The sequence below is a fragment of the Serratia sp. PL7 genome (assembly GCF_945957435.1).
Genome location: NZ_CAMFLB010000001.1, coordinates 414402 through 431767, shown reverse-complemented (window position 1 = coordinate 431767; position 17366 = coordinate 414402). Strand labels below are relative to the sequence as shown.

Below are 17366 nucleotides of genomic sequence, written 5' to 3'. Positions count from 1 at the left end.
GCCCCCTTAATGTTTCTCTAACCAGGCGCCGTAGAAGCTCGGGCGGCCGACCGCTTCGAAGCTCACCCCCTTCAAATAAGGCGCGCCGGCGAACACCTGCGGCTCCTCAAAAAACGGGATCACGTAGGCCTGGTCAATCAGGTAGTTTTGCGCCTCACCGGCTGTCTGCAGGCGCTTTTGCGCGTCAACCTCGGAGGCAATGCCGAGCAGCAGGGCGTTCAGCTTGTCATCGCTAAAATTGCTGTTGCTGCTGGTACCGCCCTTCTGCAGCAGCCCATCGCGATTGGTTGGATAAAACTGACTTTTGATCACGTCCGGATCGGCGCGCCCCACCTCCACCACCGTCGCCGGGGTTTTCTGTGGGTCGAGATTATCCGCCACCCGGCTGCCGGCGTCGCCCGCCAGAATGTTCAGCCGCGCGCCGACCTTCCCCCACTGCTGAGAAACCAGCTGCAACACCGCCTTGTTCTGCGGCTGCGGCAACGATTCATACACCGTCAGCACCAGCTTCTTGCCGTCCTTTTCCCGCAGCCCGTCGCCGCCCTTTTTCCAACCCGCTTCATCCAACAGCCGGTTAGCCTGCTGCGGGTCAAATTTCAGCTTGTCGGACAGATCGACAAAGCCGGCGGCCGAGGAGGCGATCACCGATTTGGCCTGCGGGTAGTTGGCGGAGAACAGCGTATCGACGATCTGTTTGCTGTCGGTGGCATGCAGCAGCGCCTGACGCACGCGCAGATCGGCCACCAGCGGGTTATCCGGCCGGAAAGCGATGCTGTCGTTGACGCCGCGCGTCGGTGCGGCATAAATGATAAAGCCCTGATCCTGCGTTTGCTTCTCGTCATAGGCCTGGATCTGGCGGATAAAATCCGCCTGCCCGGCCTGCAGCGCACCGATGCGCACGCTGTCCTCACCGGTGACGATCACCTTGATGCCGTCCAGATTAGCTCGCCCTTGTTGGGGCGATTTGGCCGGCCCCCAGTCATAATCCTTGCGGGCGCTGAGCTCGACCTCACGCCCCAGCGTTTCGCCGCTGACCACAAACGGACCGGAACCGATGATATGGCGCGCATCGCCCAGTTCGTCGTAGCTGCGGTTCAACGTGCCGAGCGATACCAGCCCGGAGCCAATAGTGGCGGTGCCCTGCAGGAAACCCGGCGACGACCGCGTGAAGTAGAATTTAACCGTCAGCGGATCCACCACTTCGCTGCGCTGGTAGTTATTGATTACCTCGGAAACCGGCAGGCGTTTCTCCTTGTTGCCCAGCCCGTAGGTGTCGAAGTTCTTCGCCACCGCGTTGGCGTCCAGTGGCGTGCCGTCGGAGAAAGTCACGCCGGGGCGCAGCTTGAAGGTATATTCGGTTTTGTCGGCGTTGCTGCTCCAGGACTCGGCGATCCAGGGTTCAATTTCCAGCGTCTTGGGGTTCTGGTAAGTCAGCTTATCGGTGATCTGATTGAGAATACCGCCGTTGGGGTAAAACCCACCGGAAGGCGGATAAAGATTGGTGTGCGCCTGCTGTTCGAGGTAGATCAGCGTGCCGCCCTGCACCGCCGCCAACGCCGGGCTCATCGCCGCCGCCCCTCCTAACGCCACCGCTATTCCACCGGTTAATGCCTTGAAAGAAAACTTAAACATTCGCGCCGCACCCATATTATTTCTGAAAGTTATGGGTTAGATAACAAACCAAATCGGCGGGGAATTGAACGAACTAATTTCGCTAACCAATGGTATAAATCGCACAAGACGCGTCGCTTGGCGACGAATGCATTTTGTTATAAAGTATCAAAACCTCAGCCAAAGGAAGACGACGATGAAAATCCAGCTGTCGCTGCTGTTTCTCAGCCTGTTGGCCGGCAAGGCCGCGGCGTTTCAGTCAAAAGTGCCCGAACCGCGCCCGGAACAGGCGCGCGCGGCGGAACAAAACATCGAAAATCTGTTTTACGGCTTTCACGCCATGGACGCCCAGCCGGTGAACATCGGCAGCTGCGCGGCAGTGCCGGTAGCGGGATGTCAATGCGCATTCTGCACCCAGCTGCGGCAGGCCGGGCGTTGAGCCGCACTCCCTTATTCAACCCAGCTCATACTGCACATTCAACTGCCCTTTCTTCATCTTTATGCCGGTGATCGCGATCGCGCCCACCTCGCCCAGCGCGGCGACATGGGTGCCGCCACAGCCGTAGGCGGGCAGCTCGCCGAAACCGATCTGGCGCAAACCGTCCACCGCCTGCTGGCGGCGCGGTAAATCGGCAGCAATCAAGCGCGTCAGCTCCGCCTGCAAAAAGTCCGCTTCTATCGTCTGCGCATCCGATCCCGGCGCGAAAGTGATGCGCCCTTCCCCCGGCCAATGATGCGCCTTGACCGGCCGCCACCCCCGGGTTTCGCCCAGCCAGCCGATCAGATGCCCGCCGGAGTGCCAACGGGCGTGCAGCCGACGCTGCGCTTCATCGATTTGCATCGTGACCGGCCCGATCGGCAGCGGCGCGGCGGTAAAGTGCACCACGGAATCCCCCTGCTGCTGCACCCGTAGCACGGCGACGCCGTCTAACGCTCCCACATCGGACGGCTGGCCGCCGCCCTGCGGGTGGAACAGCGTGGCGTCCAGCTCCACGGCGTAAGCGCCCGCCTCGGCCGGCGCGCAGCTCAACACCCGTGCCTGGCCCTGTAAATCGTCGCTGTAGTAATAACGTCGTTCGGTCATCATTTTTCTCCTCGGTTCGAAGAGCCATTATATTCATGTCATAATCGGAGGATAATCCGCCGCCATCACAATGGACCTTTGCGTCATGAGCACAAATCTTTCTTACGCGCTGCTGCCCGAAATGGCCGTGTTCGTTCAGGTGGTAGAGAGCGGCAGCTTTTCTGCCGCCGCCCGCAAGCTGGGCGCTTCGCCTTCTGCCGTCAGCCGCAGCGTGGCGAAGCTCGAACAGGCGCTGGCGCTGCAGCTGCTGCACCGCACCACCCGCAAACTGCGGCTGAGCGAAAGCGGCGAAGAGGCGTTTGCGCACTGCCGCACCCTGCTGGCGGCGGCCGACGCGGTCATGGCGATCGGCGGGCGCGGCGCCGCGGAGCCCGAAGGGCTGGTCAGCGTCAGCGTACCCAAGGCGGTGGGCCGCTTCGTGCTGCATCCGCACATGCCGGAGTTCCTGCGCCGCTACCCGAAGGTGGACGTGAGGCTGCGGCTGGAAGATCGCTACATGGATTTGATCGACGATCGGGTCGATCTGGCGCTGCGCATTACCGATCGCCCGTCGCCCGGATTGATCGGCCGCCAGTTGATGAGAATAGACCATCTGCTGTGCGCCACGCCGCACTACCTGACGCAGCACGGCACGCCGCAGCACCCGCACGATCTGGCGGCGCACAGCTGCATCTATCTGGGAGAAACGCCGAGCGACGCGCAATGGAAGTTCCGCCGCAGCGGCAAAACGGTGACGGTCAACGTGCGCGGCCGCTACGCCGCCAACCACACCGGCGTGCGGCTGGACGCGGTGAAACAGCATATCGGCATCGGCAGCCTGCCGTATTTTACCGCCCGCCAGGCGCTCGACGACGGCGAGATCGTGCAGGTGTTGCCGGAATGGGATTTCCTCAGCAGCTATCACGGTGGCCTGTGGTTACTTTACGCGCCTAACCAGTATCTGCCGCCCAAACTGCGGGTGTTTATCGACTATCTCGTCACCTGCCTGGCGCAGGAGCCGCAGCTAAAGCGCCTTGCGTAGCGTGATGTTGATGCGGTGCGGCCCCACCAGCGAGTGGTAGCCTTCTTTGACCGGCAGGATGCCGTGAAAACAGAGCCGCGATGGGCCGCCCCACACCACCACGTCGCCGTGCGCCAATGGGATGCGCCGCGCCCGGTCGCTGCGTTGCAGCCCGCCGAACTGAAATACCGCCGGCAGCCCGAGCGACACCGAGACGATCGGCGCACCGAAGTCGTGTTCGTCTTTATCCTGATGCAGCGACAGCTTGCTGCCCGGATCGTAACGGTTCATCAGGCAAGAGTCCGGCACGAAGGGGCCGAAGCCCGCCTGCTGCGCGGCTTCGTCCGCCAGCGCCATCAGGATAGACGGGATCGGCGGCCAGCGTTTGCCGCTGCGCGCGTCGCGTTCCGAGTAACGGTAGCCGCGGCTGTCGCTGGTCCAGCCGTTGCCGCACCAGCTCATCGCCACCGACATCACGTGCCCACCGGGCGTGGTCAAATGCTGCCACGGCACCTGGGCCACGACGCCCTGCACCGCCGCCAGCAGCTCCGGCCCGTGATCGCGCGCAAAACCGTGCATCACCACCGCGCCGGGGGCGATCTCTTCGCGCCACGGCGGCGGCAGCGCGTCTTCAAAAAGATCGATTGTCATCGCCATAACCTGTATGAATACACAGTGGTCATTGTAACCCGCCGCCGCCGATTGTCCAGCACCCGGCAACGCCATTGTCGTTGGCGACAAATTTCTCTACAGTAGCCGCCATAAAATCAATCACTCACCAGGAATGCGTGTGATTAAGGGCATTACTCTTTCGGTCGTCGCCTCCATCTTGTTCGGCGCAATGTATTACTTCACCTCTACCCTCACCCCGCTGAACGGCGAGCAGGTCTACGGCTGGCGCACGCTGCTGACGCTGCCGTTCCTGACGCTGTTCATGGCGCTGTCCGGCGATTGGCGCAAAGTGGGCGACACGCTGGCCTGGATCGGCCAACGGCCGCAGCGCCTGCTGGGCCTCCTGCTCACCTCGGCGCTGCTGGGGGTGCAGCTGTGGCTGTTCCTGTGGGCGCCACTGCACGGCAAGGCGCTCGACGTGTCGCTCGGCTATTTTCTGCTGCCGCTGACCATGGTGCTGGCGGGCCGTTTGATCTACCGCGATCGGCTGTCGCTGCTGCAAAAGCTGGCGGTGGCGTGCGCCATGGTGGGGGTGGGCAATGAGCTGTATCAGGCGGGCGGCGTATCATGGCCGACGCTGGTGGTGGCGCTGGGCTATCCGCTCTACTTTATTTTGCGGCGGCGTTTCGGCACCGATAATCTCGGCGGGCTGTGGTGCGAGCTGGCGCTGATGCTGCCGGCGGCGGCCTGGTTCGCCTTCGGCGACGGCGGCGCGGCGGCGCTGTCGATCAATGCCGAGCTGTATTGGCGCATTCCGCTACTCGGCGTCATCAGCGCCGTGGCATTGGTGTGTTATATCCTCGCCAGCCGCCTGCTGCCGTTCAGCCTGTTCGGCCTGCTGAGCTATGTGGAACCGGTGCTGCTGGTGATCGTCGCGCTGCTGCTCGGCGAGAGCATCAGCCAAAGCGAATGGCCAACCTATCTGGCGATCTGGCTGGCGGTGCTGCTGCTGGCGGCGGAAGGCGCGCAGCACCTGCTGCGCCGCCAGCGGGTCTGACTCAGGCGGCCAGCGTGGCGCCGCCGTCGATCACGATGTCCTGCATGGTGATGTGGCTGGCCAGGTCGGAGGCCAGGAACAACACCGCGTTGGCGATCTCGTCCGGGCGAGCGATTTTACCCAGCGGGATCCCCAGCTTGAACATCTCGGGGAAGCCGGCGATGGTGCGTTGCTGCGCATCGTCGGTTTGCCACATGCCCCGCTGCATCGGCGTGTCGGTCGAGCCCGGCGACACCAGATTGCACCGCACGCCGAACGGCGCCATTTCCAGCCCCACGCAGTGGTTCAGGCTGGTCAGCGCCGCCTTGGAAGCGCAGTAGGCCGCCATCTGCGCGCGCGGTACGTGCGCGGCGTTGGAGCCGATGCTGACGATCGCCCCGCTGCGCTGCGCCTTGAAGTGCGGCAACACGGCACGGAACAGGTAAAACGCCCCCGAGGCATTGACGTTGATGCACTGATGCCAGTCATCCACGCTCAGATCTTCGGTATTGCCCATGCGCAGAATGCCGGCGGCGTTGACCAACACGTCCAGTTGCGGGTTCTCCACCAGCTGTTGGCGGCACACCGCCTCCACCTGCTCCGGCCGGCTGATGTCCAGCGTCACGCAAGGGTAAGGCAAATCCGGGTTGGCGAACTCGCGGTCAAACCCCACCACCTCGGCGCCCTGCGTCAAAAAATGCCGGGAGATCTGCTCGCCGATGCCGCGTGCCGCGCCGGTCACCCACACGCGTTTGCCGGTGAAATCCATCTGAATGCTCATGCGCGCACCGCCATCCGGGCGCACAGCCGGGTCATATTGTTGTTCATCGTTGTCTCCTGCGAAAAGGATAGGATGCGGCGCGCGCTGCGCCGCAAAGTGGCCCTACAGCGCGCCGCTGTTCAGGCCGAAAGCGTTGAGCATGGTGCCCAGTTTGGCGGCGGTTTCCAGCCACTCGGACTGCGGCGTCGAGGCGGCGACGATACCCGCGCCGGCGAACAGCCGCACCCGGTTGCCGCGCAGCAGGCCGCTGCGGATGACGATCGCCCACTCGCCGTCGCCGTTGGCGTCGCACCAGCCGACGATGCCGCTGAACAGGCCGCGATCGTACGGTTCCAGATCGGCGATCAGTTGGCGGGCGCTCTCGGTCGGGAAGCCGCACAGCGCCGGCGTCGGATGCAGCAGACAGGCCAACTGCATCACGTTGAGATTCGGGTTCAGCAGCTCGCCGCGAATGCGGGTGGACAAATGCCACATGGTGCCGGTACTGAGCAACGACGGGCCGCTGGGCACGCTCAGGCTGGCGCACAGCGGTGCCAGGTGCCGACGGATGTCGTCGATCACCAGCTTGTGTTCGTATTTGTCTTTGGTCGAGCGCATCAGGCGCTCGCTGCCGAGGCGATCCTGCTGCGGATCGTCCTGACGGCGCGCCGAACCCGCCAGCGGGTTGGTGTGGATCTCGCCGCCCTGCTTGCGGATCAGCAGCTCCGGGCTGGCGCCGATCAGCACGCCGCCATCGGCCAACGGCAGGGAAAAGTGATAACCGGTCGGGTTCTGCACCATCAGGTTATTGAGGATCTGGTGACCCGCCACCGGCTGCTCCAGCTCGATGTCGAGGATGCGCGACAGCACCGCCTTGTCCAGCTTGCCTTGTTTAAAGCGGCTGACCGCTTCCGCCACCGCGTGCTTGAAGCGCGGTTCGTCCGGAATGCTGGTGCAGGCGGCCAGGCGATGCGGCTGTTGCAGCATCGGGCGCGCGGCGCGGGTAAAGCTGTCGTTGGCGACAAACTGGCAGTTTTCAGGCACGTACAGGCAGGAAGGCCGGCGCGTATCGAACGGAATGGCGCCCACCACCACCGGCGTCTCTTGGCCGGCGGCTTTGGCGCGCGCCAGCGCCTGGCGAATATGCTGCGCCAGCGCGCTGCCTTCCTGCTCGCCGCCGAACGCCGGCGTCTCGATACGCTCAAACACGCCGTCGGCGGAGAGGGACCGGAATTCGGACCGGTACAAAAAGGTCGATTGTTCGGCGTACTCAAACCCGGAGAAGGTTTGGTTTTCTGTCGTCAGTGTCGCCACAAGACCACTCCTTTGTTGCGCCCCACCAATGATAATGTTTATGCGAATAATTATCATTAGCTATAAAAGGAGGATAAATTACACCGGAACCCCACCGTGGGTCAATCTCCGATGAATGAATCTTTCCGCCCGCCGCGGCACATCCGCGTTACGGCGCCGCAAGAAATAACACACTGTTATTATTATGTTTTAGCAAAAAATAAAAGTCGTGACATCGTCACCTTCACGCCAAAAACGCCCGTTAAACCGGCGGCCGGCGGGGCAATTTGGCGTCAAGGTCTTAAGCAACGCTAATACAAACGTCTGCCGCTGCGTATCCACGGCGACCATGCGCGCATCGAGAAAATCGAAGTAACAGCGCACCTGCGGATAAAGCGCCTTGAACAGGCTCTCTTTGGCGGAAAACGTTAGCGTCAGCAGTTCGTTGAACGGCAGCGCCTCGCGCAGTAACGCCTCGCGCTCCCCCGCCGAAACGATCGCCCCCCACAGCTCCTCCGCCCGCACGTCGGAGAGCAGCGTCTCCACATCCAGCCCAACGCCACCCAGCCCGCGCTCAGGGTGTACGGCACACAGCGCGGTATGCGAATTATGGCTCAGCGCCCCGGCGATGCCCGGCGGCCACTGCGGCGCGCGATCTTCGCCGCGCGCCAGGGTGAAGTCGGCGAAACCGAGCGGCGCCAGCAGCTGCCGCGCCAGAACACGCCCGGCCAGATACTCCGCACGGCGTTTCGGCACCGCGCGCGCCAGGTGGTCCGGCAGCGCAAAGCCCGCCTCGGGAAAACGCTCGTCGCGATACTCCGCCAGCGCAAAATGGCAGCGCGCGACCTGGCCCGGATAGCCGTCCGGCGTGAAAAATTCGATATTGCGGATAAAAGTGGGGCTCCGGCAGGAACCAGAGTCACTGTCCAAAGAAAGCTTAATCACCGTCGTTTAACTTCTCAGCATCCTGGCGTACCGCCAACAGCTGTGTAAGCAGTTCCGGCAACGCCGTTTGCACCGTCGCCCAGACCACTTCAAGGTTGATATCAAAATAACCGTGCGCAATGCGATTACGCATGCCGCGCATGTTTCGCCAGGGGATTTCAGGATGGCGTTGCGTAAACGCGGGGCTGCCATCCATGATTTTCGTCACGGCTTCACCGATAATAATCAGGCTCATAATGACCGCCTGCTGAGTGCGTTTATCTTCGATAAAATCTGCCGCCGCCAAGCCATCAACGAAATCACAGGCATCCTGCGCCGCCTGTTGCATGTGGCTCAGATAATCGACCAACCGCGCATCTTTCATACCGGTTGGGCCTCCGCCAAAACCTGCTGACGAAAGGCCGGCGGCAAATCGAGCGGCGTCAGCAGATCCACCTGAATGCCCAGCAGCGCTTCCAGTTCCGACTGCAGCCCTCCCAGATCAAACAACGTGGCACCCGGCAACGCATCGACCAACAGATCCAAATCACTGCCCTCCCGATCGGTGCCATGCAGCACCGAGCCGAAAATCCGCGGATTGGCCGCAGGGAACAGCCCAACCGTTTTTCGGATCGCCTGGCGATGTTCTGCAAGAACAATGGATGGTCGCATGGTTTTCTCTCCCCGTTACACCTAACGAAATGCTAGGTGATCGGTTGAGGGGATTCAAGCACAATCCCCCGGCAGCCGCGCCTATGCCTCTCCCCCGCGATCGGAAGAGAGGCCGGGCATTACAAGATGCCTTTCATGGTCTTTTCGAAATCACTCCAGGCACAGAAACCGTCTTTGTCGATCGGGCAGCCTTTCAGCGCCAGCGTCACGCGCTGCGGCGGGGTTTGCAGCGTCAGCGGCGTCGCCTTGCGCAGCTGTTCGGTGGACTGATAGACGTACTCAATCTTCAGCAATTCACGGTCGTTCTGCGCGTCGCGCCAGCGCTGGAACACCAGTTTGCCGCCGATCGGCGTTTTCTCGTACTGCTGCGGCAGCTGATACGGCTGGAACTGCATGGCCGACAGCAGCGAGGCGATATTGGAGTCGTGGCCGACCAGCACCGTCAACTTCGGCGCGTCCGGTTTGCGCTCGCCCAGCAGCGCGTTGTTGATGTAGGTCAGCAGCGGTTTGGCGACGTTTTGCGCCACCACCGGCGAGGTGAACAGCGAATCCTGATAGCCGTCTTTCAACTGCGCCAGCTGCTTCCACTGATGCGGGGTGGCGATTTTGCCCCAGGCCACCTCTTTCATCGGGAAACCTTCGTAATACTGCAGCATAAAGGCGTCCACCAGCGAGTTGCCCACCCGCAGCGGGCCGGAGACGCCCGGCTCTTTGCCCGGCACCGCGCTCATCACGCTGGCTTCTTTGGTCAGGTCACAGTGTTTGTCGGTCTTGCAGGCGGCGGAATCCTTGTAGTCGATGATCTTCGCCAGCTGTTGGTAAGAGGCGTCCAGCTTCAGCGATCCCAGCGCGGCGTTCATCGCCGCCAGCGCCTGCTGGTTGAAGGCTTCGCTGGTATCAGTGATGATCGGGTTGAAGGTCGGATCCATCTCGCCCATCTTGTCCTGATGGTGCACGCTGACGTCGCAGCCAGGGAACGCACCGTTGCTGAAGAACTGCGCGGTGGCCACCGTGCGCTGCAGGCTGTTGGCGTAGACGTACACGCTGCCGGCGGTCGGGCAGCCCTCTTGCGGCAACAGGCCGGTCTGCTTCAGCCAGGCGTTGAAGTAGTGCCCCATATACACTTCCAGCACCCCGCCCTTGGTGGTCAGCTGGCCGCCCGGCGTTTCCCAGGCCGGCCAGGCCTTCGGCGTGGACTGCGCCAACACGCTGCCGTTGTTGGCCAGCGGCGCGCGCAGGTTATGGCGGCTCATCACCAGCACCTGCTCCAGTTGATAACCGCCGGCGTCCGCCAGCGCATTCCCGGTGAATAACAAAGGCAGGCACAGCAATAACGTTTTTTTTCTCATCCGCAGAGGCTCCCGGAAAATGATTATTTTTAAGGTGTTAGCGTTTGCCTGCGTATGATGGCGGGGTTAGTGTGACAAGTGTGTGACAGAGTTCACGGGAAAGGATCGTAACCGCGGCCACCGGGCGGTGGCCGCGTGGCTTCAACTCAGTACCACAGGCTCATGATCGGCCAGCCGATCAGCAGCAGCGCGGCGATGTACACCACGCCGAGAATGCCGCCCAGGCGCCAGTAGTCTTTCGATTTCACGTAGCCACAGCCGTAGATGATCACCCCCGGCCCGGTGGCGTACGGCGTCAGCACGCCCATGATACCGATCGACAGCACCAGCAGCATCGACAGCTGTTCCATCGGCACGCCCGGCAGCCCTTTGCCGACCGCCAGGATCACCGGCAGCATGGTGGCGGTGTGCGCCGACAGGCTGGCGAACAGGTAGTGGGCGAAGTAGAACACCAGCACCAGCGCCACCACCGTCATGTTCGGCGAGAAGCCGTCCAGGTGGGTGCTCATGGTCTGGGCGAACCAGTCGATAAAGCCGGAACGCGTCAGGCCGTTGGCCATCACCACCAGCGTCGCCAGGTTAACCAGCGTATTCCAGGCGCTGGAGTATTTGGTGATCTCTTTCCACGACACCACGTGCAGCGCCAGCATCAGCGACACCGCCAGCAGGCATACCGCGGTGGCGTCCAGCATTTTGCCGCCGAACACCCATAGACACAGGCTGAGCAGCACCAGGCCGATCAGGGTGTACTCCTTGCGCGTCAGCTTGCCCATTTCCCCCAGCGCGGTATCCGCCCAGGCGGCCACTTCGCTGCTGTGGGTCACGCCCGGTTTGTACAGGTAGTAGGAGATCAGCGGCGCGATGATCAGCAGCAGCAGGCCGACCGGCAGGAACGCCAGGAACCACTGCATCCAGCTGATGTGCACCCCGGCAATCTTGCCGACGAACTCGATGCCCAAAACGTTCGGCGCGGCGCCGGTGACGAACATCGAGGAGCTGATGCTGGTGCCGACCACCATCATCCACATCAGGTAACCGCCGATGCGGCGCGAGGAGGGATCGTTAGGGAAAGAATCGAACAGCGGCGGCAGGTTTTTCACCACCGGGAACACCGTGCCGCCGGTGCGCGCGGTGTTGGACGGCGTGAACGGCGCCAGCAGGATATCGATGATCACCACCGCATAGCCCAGCGTCAGCGTGCGCTTGCCCATGAACTTCACCAGGAACAGCGCGATGCGCCGCCCCAGCCCGGTGGCCTCGTAGCCCAGCGCGAAGATAAAGGCGCCGAACACCAGCCAGACGGTGGTGCTGGAGAAGCCCGCCAGCCCCCATTTCAGCGCCTCTTTACCGGCCTTGAAGCCCGGCTCCGCCAGCTCCTGCGCGCCGAACAGCACCCAGTTGGCGCTGAGCACGCTGACGGTCACCGCGATAAAGCTGATGGCGGTGGCCGGGATCGGCTCCAGAATCATGCCGACGATCATCGCCACGAAGATGGCGAAGTAGTGCCAGGCCTGCGGCGGCATGCCGTCGGGTACCGGTATCAATAACAGGATCGCGAGCACCGCCAGCGGCGCTATCGCTTTCCAGATCTTTTCCTGGGTTTGGGACATTGGGACTCTCCTGAAGGCTTGGTTATTATTCTTGGGCACCCAGCTGCGCCAGCAGCCAGGTCACTATCAACAGGTCGGCGCTGCCGCCGGGGCTGAGGTTACGGGCGATGCAGTCGGCATCGAAGCGTTGCAGGCGCGCCAGGCCCGCCTCCCCGGCCGAGCCGCCCTGCGCCAGCAGCCAGGCCGCCCGGCGCCGCAGCCAGCGCAGCCCGTGCAGGCCGCCGCGCGAGGCGACGTTGGTGTCGTCGTTGTGGGCCATCAGCCACAGCAGGCTGTCCAGCAGCGCCCGCTGTTCGTCGCCATCGGCGGCCAGCCGTTGCCGATACAACGGCAGCGCGCCGTCAAGCACCAACCGAAAACCGGACTCCGCCTCGCCGCGTGCGCCGCTCAGCCCGTGCGCGGCGAACAGCCGCTGGCCGGCGGTCTGCCCGGCGTTGTTGCGCCGCAGTTCGCGCTCCACCAGCCCCCTGCACATCGCCGCCACCTCGGCGCACAGCGCTTCTGCGCCGATGGCGCGGCCCTGCTGCTGCAGGCGGCCGAAGGCGGTGCACAGCAACCCGAGTGAGAACACGCTGCCCTTGTGGGTGTTAATGCCGCCGGTGGCGCGAAACATCTGGTTTTCGCAGGCCAGGCCAAGCGGCCGCAGCCGCGCCAGCTGCTGCTCTGCCGGCAAAGCCGCGTCTTCCCGTCCGCGTTGGATAAAGCGCGGCAGCCACACGCCGATGGCGCGGGCGCTGCGGTAGAAGTGCCCGAGATCCATGTCGCGGTGAGCGCCGGTGTTATGGCGATCCACCAGCCCCGGTTTGGGCGTGAGGTTGACCTCCACCAGCAGCGCGCGGAAAGCGGCGCGGGCGAAGCCGCAGGCCGGCTCGGTGTGACGGGCGGGTGGATTAATCGGCAGAGATCGCATCGTTGAACATCCTTTCCATTTCATGCAGCAGCTGCTCGCTGCTATGCCGCCGCTGGCGGGCGCAGATCTTGGCCGGTTGGCCGCACAACAGGCAGCGCCGTTCCGGCAGGCCGATGTCGCGGCGCGACAAAATGCGCCCCTGCGTATCCAGCACGTCGATATCCCACAGTCGGCCGATCGGGCGGCTCACCTCCAGCTGCATGGCGCAGTCTTTCACCCGCTGGGCATCGGCGCGCAGCGCCACAAACCCTTCGCAACCGGTGGCGAGCGCCAGCGCCTCGGCCTGCGGGCTGGGCCAACCCTGTTCGGCGCACAGCCGCAGCAGCGCCGCCCACCCCAGGTTGAAGATGCCGCGCGTCAACGCGCTGTCCTTCACCGGGCCGGGCACCACCAGCGTCAGCACCAGCAGCGTGCACTCGTGCTGCGCCAGCCACGCCTGCTGGCGCGCTTGGCGGCATTCGCGGCTGGTGAGCAGCGCCGGCAGGCTGACCGCGCGTTCGGCGGCCAGTTGGGGATCGACGGCGGCCATCGCTTACTCCGCCACCTGATGCACCACGTCGATCACCGAGCCGTCGCGGTAGCGCACCACCGCCACCACCTTGTCGGTAAACGCGATCGGCTGCGGTTCGCCGGTCAGCTGCAGCGCGCGGGCGCGCAGCCAGTCGATGCTCACCACCTCGAGGCCGGCCTCCCGCAGGCGCTGCGCCAGCTCCGGCCGCGCCGGGTTGACGGCGATGCCGTGGTCGGTCACCAGAATGTCGATGCTGGAACCCGGCGTGACGCAGGTAGTCACCTGCTCCACCAGCGTCGGGATGCGCCCGCGCACCAACGGCGCAACGATGATCGCCAGCCGCGCGGCGGCGGCGGTGTCGCAGTGGCCGCCGGACGCGCCGCGCAGCACGCCGTCGGAGCCGGTCAGCACGTTAACGTTAAAGCCGGTGTCGATTTCCAGCGCGCTCAGCACCACCACGTCGAGCCGATCGACAGAGGCGCCCTTGGAGCTGAAGTTGGCGTACTGGTTGGCGCTGATTTCGATATGGCGCGGGTTGCGCGCCAGCGAGGTCGCCGCCGCCCGATCGAAGCTCTGCACGTCCAGCAGCTTGCCGATCAGCCCTTTCTCGTGCAGATCCACCATGGTCGAAGTGATGCCGCCGAGGGCGAACGCGGCGCGAATGCCACGGGCGCGCATCTTGTCCTCCAGGAACCGGGTCACCGCCAACGAGGCGCCGCCGGTGCCGGTTTGCAGCGAGAAGCCTTCGCTGAAGTAGCCGGAACCGGCGATCACCTCGGCGGCGCGGCGGGCGATCAGCAGCTCGCGCGGGTTCGAGGTCATGCGCGTGGCGTCAGCGCCGATCTTGTCGGCATCGCCCACCCGCTCCAGCTGCACGATCAGATCCACCCGATCCTGCGCCAGGCTGGCGGGATGATGCGGATACGGCACCAGCTGCTCGGTCAGCAGCACCACGGTGCCCGCCGCCTCGGCGTCCACCCGCGCATAGCCGAGCGAGCCGCAGCAGGCTTCACCGCTGTAGCCGTTGGCGTTGCCGAACTCATCGCAGGCCGGCACGCCGAGGAAGGCCACGTCTATCTTCAGCTCGCCGGATTCGATCAGGTTGACCCGGCCGCCGTGCGAGTGAATTTGCACCGGCTCCGCCAGCAGGCCGCGCGAAACGGCGTCCGCCAGCGGGCCGCGCAGCCCGGAGGTGTAAATGCGGCTCACCACGCCGTGGCGGATATGCTCAACCAGCGGCGCATGGCAGTCGGTCAGCGAGCTGGAGGCCAGCGTCAGGTTGCGGAACCCCATCGCCGCCAGCGTCTCCATCACCTGATTGAGGGTCAAATCGCCGCCGCGAAACGCATGGTGGAAGGAGATGGTCATGCCGTCCTGCAGCCCGCTGCGGCGCACCGCTTCCTGCAAGGAGTCGCACAGCTTGAGATCGCGCGGTTTACGCGCCTGCAGGTTGGCTTTGGACACGTCCTGATAGCCCGGCAGATCCGCCGGGTTGGCGAAGGTCATCAATCGTTGTTGGCGGTTCATCATGCTTCCTCCCCGTGCTGCGCCGGTTCTTCCCGCAAGCCGGACAGCGCGGCGCGCTCCAGCACCAGCCGGGCGCGTTCAATCACCGGGCTGTCGACCATTTTTCCGTTGAGCGACACCACGCCGCGCCCTTCCCGCTCCGCCGCTTCGGCGGCGTCCACCACCCGCTGCGCGTGCGCCACCTCTTTGGCGGTCGGCGCGTACAGGTTGTGCAGCAGCTCAATCTGGCGCGGGTTGATCAGCGATTTGCCGTCGAAGCCGAGCTGTTTGATCAGCGCCGCTTCCTGCAGGAAGCCGGCTTCGTTGTTGGCGTCGGAGTAGACGGTGTCGAACGCCTGAATGCCGGCAGCGCGCGCCGCCTGTAGCAGCGAGCAGCGGGCGAACAGCAGCTCGATGCCCTCCGGCGAGCGCTCGGTGCGCAGGTTGCGCACGTAGTCCTCCGCCCCCAGCGCGATGCCGATAAGACGCGGCGAAGCGTGCGCGATCGCCACCGCGTGGGTGATGCCCTGCGCCGATTCGATCGCCGCCAGCAGCCCGGTGCTGCCGACCGGCCGCCCGCAGGCCGCTTCGATGGCGGCAATCTCGCGCTCCATGTCGACAACGTCCTGCGCGCTGTCGGTCTTCGGCAGGCGCACGATGTCCGCGCCGCCGCGCACCACGGCCTGCAAGTCCGCCAGGCCGTAGGCGGAGTCGAGCGCATTGACGCGCACGATGGTTTCCACCTCCTGGTACAGCGGATGCTGCAGCGCGTGGTACACCAGCCGGCGCGCCGCGTCTTTTTCACGCAGGATCACCGAATCTTCCAGATCGAACATCAGGGCGTCGGCCTGGTAGATAAAGGCGTTGCTGACCATCGCCGCGTTGGCGCCAGGGACGAACAGCATGCTGCGGCGCAGCCGGGTTTTATTCAGCGTTTTCATCTTTCGCCTCCCACGGCAGTTGGCCGCCCTCGCAGGCGCGCATCAGCGCGGTTTCCAGCCGGGCGCGCAGCACGCAGTCCAGCGCCCCCTTGTCGTCGACGATCACCTGCACCGGCTCCACCTCATAGCGCTGCAGCACCTCCAGCAGGGTGTGGCGGATCGCCGCGCCGAACTGTTTTTCCACGCTGCTGGCGATCAACAGATCGTGCTGCGGCCCCTCGGCGGGCGCGATGCGCACCATGACATCGCTGGATTCCAGCGTGCCGGCCATTGCTTCTCGGATAATTTTCATCATTCACCTGATTGTGCGGACTCAAAAGGATGCGGGGCCGCCTTGGCCCGGCGCTGCGTTTGCAGATCCTGCAGGTAGTACAGGGTGTCCGGCGGCACCAGCGGCGCGGCGGCGTGGAAGTCCCCCGCCGCCAGCAGCTTGCGCACCCAGGAGGCGGAGATCGCCGTGCCCTGATATTGCAAACGCTCGATTTCCACCAGCGCGATCGGCGGGCTGGGCAGCGCCGGCGTTTCCAGCCAGTAACGCATGTCGCGGTTGTATTTCGCGGTTACCGCGCAGAACGGCTCGTTGCCGACGAAGCGGTGGGTAATGCCCAGCGCGGGCGCCAGATACTGGCGGAAGATCTTCAGATCGATTTCGGTGTAACAGTCGTCGGCCACGCCCTGATCCTTGATGAAGTAACAGGGGAAGGTGGCGCGCGAGATCACGTACTGCGAGCCTTCGTGTACCGTGAGGTTGGGAATATCGGCGGTGCCGGCCAGCACCAGCCGGCGGCGGTCTTCATAGCTGAAGCGCGAGGTGTTTTCCTTCACCAGAAACAGGTGCAGCCAGTCGCAGCGTTTGGCCGCCTGACGCACCAGATACTGATGCCCACGGGTGAAGGGGTTGGCGTTCATCACGATGCTGCCGATGGTGTCGCCCGGCCGGCGCTGGCTCGCCAGCTGGGCGGCGTAGCGCTTCAGGCGGCACGGGCTGTTTTCCATCAGCACCACGATGCCCGGCACGGTGGCGATCGGATAGAAACCACACTGGCGGAACAGCGGCTCGTTCTGCACCTTGGTGTAGATAAACAGCTGGGTGTGATGGCGCTCGTAGGCCAGGTTCACCAGCTCGGTCGCCAGCGCCAGCGCCAACCCTTCGCCGCGCATCAGCGGACTGATGGCAACGCATTTGATAATATTGTCGGCGATGCCGCCGCAGGCGACCAATTTGTCGTGCTGGGTAACGGTAATAAATATTTCAACCGTGGTGTCGATATTCAGATCGTTACTGCGCAAGAAGGCGCTTATTTCCGAAATCGCTTTATGATCCGATCGCTTTACCCGATTAAATACGGCATCGCCTAACATAACACGCTCTCTGGGTTAACTGACAAACAACAAATTAAATACAAAAAAGCATTTTAATTAACATCAACAAGGATAATTAAAACCTTAAAAACCATGGAGATAAACGCCGTTTCGCGTTCGATAAAGCAATGGTAAACAGAAAAAAAACGCCGATTATTGACCTATTTCACAAACCAATCCCGGTT

19 protein-coding genes are annotated in these 17366 nt (G+C 63.6%); 3 read left to right on the top strand and 16 right to left on the bottom strand.

The features are described from left to right. Positions 1–6: 6 nt before the first annotated feature. Complete coding sequence (locus N6G83_RS02075) at positions 7–1566, bottom strand: TIGR04028 family ABC transporter substrate-binding protein (protein ID WP_226905719.1); 1560 nt, start codon at positions 1564–1566, stop codon at positions 7–9. Between the two features lie 241 nt (positions 1567–1807). Between N6G83_RS02075 and N6G83_RS02070 the strand changes: the two genes are divergently transcribed. Beyond that, positions 1808–2050 carry a hypothetical protein gene (locus N6G83_RS02070; protein ID WP_025303447.1) on the top strand — a complete coding sequence of 81 codons (243 nt, stop codon included), beginning with the start codon at positions 1808–1810 and terminating at the stop codon, positions 2048–2050. Positions 2051–2065: 15 nt separating this feature from the next. On the opposite strand, the gene N6G83_RS02065 is transcribed toward N6G83_RS02070, so the two are convergent. Beyond that, complete coding sequence (locus N6G83_RS02065) at positions 2066–2695, bottom strand: alanyl-tRNA editing protein (RefSeq protein WP_260514518.1); 630 nt, start codon at positions 2693–2695, stop codon at positions 2066–2068. 85 nt (positions 2696–2780) lie between these two features. Here N6G83_RS02065 and N6G83_RS02060 point away from each other — a divergent pair, with 85 nt between their 5' ends. Next, positions 2781–3716: a LysR family transcriptional regulator gene (locus N6G83_RS02060; protein WP_025303449.1), complete on the top strand. Its 936-nt coding sequence runs from the start codon at positions 2781–2783 to the stop codon at positions 3714–3716. Here N6G83_RS02060 and alkB read toward each other — a convergent pair. Next, positions 3699–4346, bottom strand: coding sequence for a DNA oxidative demethylase AlkB (gene alkB, locus N6G83_RS02055; RefSeq protein ID WP_260514516.1), 648 nt, complete (start codon positions 4344–4346; stop codon positions 3699–3701). The two genes, N6G83_RS02060 and alkB, sit on opposite strands and share 18 nt — an antisense overlap. A 139-nt stretch (positions 4347–4485) precedes the next feature. On the opposite strand from alkB, the gene rarD reads away from it, so the two are divergent. Then, positions 4486–5364, top strand: a complete 879-nt coding sequence (rarD, locus tag N6G83_RS02050) for an EamA family transporter RarD (protein WP_060447888.1) — start codon at positions 4486–4488, stop codon at positions 5362–5364. A 1-nt stretch (position 5365) separates the two neighbouring features. Here the strand turns inward: rarD and dhbA are convergent, their stop codons facing one another. From dhbA to citC, 13 genes are all read right to left on the bottom strand, one after another. Next, positions 5366–6124, bottom strand: a complete 759-nt coding sequence (gene dhbA, locus N6G83_RS02045) for a 2,3-dihydro-2,3-dihydroxybenzoate dehydrogenase (protein ID WP_089181686.1) — start codon at positions 6122–6124, stop codon at positions 5366–5368. 102 nt (positions 6125–6226) lie between these two features. Further along, positions 6227–7417, bottom strand: a complete 1191-nt coding sequence (locus N6G83_RS02040; protein WP_049295950.1) for an isochorismate synthase MenF — start codon at positions 7415–7417, stop codon at positions 6227–6229. 189 nt (positions 7418–7606) lie between these two features. After that, positions 7607–8341 (bottom strand): 4'-phosphopantetheinyl transferase, encoded by a 735-nt coding sequence (locus tag N6G83_RS02035; protein WP_197835825.1) that lies wholly within the window; start codon positions 8339–8341, stop codon positions 7607–7609. Continuing rightward, positions 8334–8705, bottom strand: a complete 372-nt coding sequence (locus N6G83_RS02030) for a DUF86 domain-containing protein (RefSeq protein WP_043143151.1) — start codon at positions 8703–8705, stop codon at positions 8334–8336. Before N6G83_RS02030 ends, N6G83_RS02035 begins: the two co-directional genes overlap by 8 nt. Continuing rightward, positions 8702–8992, bottom strand: coding sequence for a nucleotidyltransferase family protein (locus tag N6G83_RS02025; protein ID WP_015378435.1), 291 nt, complete (start codon positions 8990–8992; stop codon positions 8702–8704). Before N6G83_RS02025 ends, N6G83_RS02030 begins: the two co-directional genes overlap by 4 nt. A gap of 119 nt (positions 8993–9111) precedes the next feature. Next, on the bottom strand, positions 9112–10341 hold the full coding sequence (agp, locus tag N6G83_RS02020) for a bifunctional glucose-1-phosphatase/inositol phosphatase (RefSeq protein ID WP_049295954.1): 1230 nt from the start codon (positions 10339–10341) through the stop codon (positions 9112–9114). A 146-nt stretch (positions 10342–10487) separates the two neighbouring features. Further along, positions 10488–11951 carry an anion permease gene (locus tag N6G83_RS02015; protein ID WP_004940821.1) on the bottom strand — a complete coding sequence of 488 codons (1464 nt, stop codon included), beginning with the start codon at positions 11949–11951 and terminating at the stop codon, positions 10488–10490. A gap of 25 nt (positions 11952–11976) precedes the next feature. Continuing rightward, a complete protein-coding gene (citG, locus tag N6G83_RS02010; protein ID WP_193402893.1) occupies positions 11977–12861 on the bottom strand; it encodes a triphosphoribosyl-dephospho-CoA synthase CitG in 885 nt (294 codons plus the stop codon). Further along, positions 12842–13390 (bottom strand): citrate lyase holo-[acyl-carrier protein] synthase, encoded by a 549-nt coding sequence (citX, locus tag N6G83_RS02005; protein ID WP_049204979.1) that lies wholly within the window; start codon positions 13388–13390, stop codon positions 12842–12844. Before citX ends, citG begins: the two co-directional genes overlap by 20 nt. Positions 13391–13393: 3 nt before the next feature. Then, on the bottom strand, positions 13394–14899 hold the full coding sequence (gene citF, locus N6G83_RS02000; RefSeq protein ID WP_060433538.1) for a citrate lyase subunit alpha: 1506 nt from the start codon (positions 14897–14899) through the stop codon (positions 13394–13396). Then, positions 14899–15819 (bottom strand): citrate (pro-3S)-lyase subunit beta, encoded by a 921-nt coding sequence (gene citE / locus N6G83_RS01995; protein ID WP_033651847.1) that lies wholly within the window; start codon positions 15817–15819, stop codon positions 14899–14901. Before citE ends, citF begins: the two co-directional genes overlap by 1 nt. After that, positions 15803–16111 carry a citrate lyase acyl carrier protein gene (gene citD / locus N6G83_RS01990; RefSeq protein WP_019452464.1) on the bottom strand — a complete coding sequence of 103 codons (309 nt, stop codon included), beginning with the start codon at positions 16109–16111 and terminating at the stop codon, positions 15803–15805. The genes citE and citD overlap by 17 nt, the downstream gene beginning before the upstream one ends. Further along, positions 16111–17181 (bottom strand): [citrate (pro-3S)-lyase] ligase, encoded by a 1071-nt coding sequence (gene citC, locus N6G83_RS01985; protein WP_004940809.1) that lies wholly within the window; start codon positions 17179–17181, stop codon positions 16111–16113. Before citC ends, citD begins: the two co-directional genes overlap by 1 nt. Positions 17182–17366: the final 185 nt, after the last annotated feature.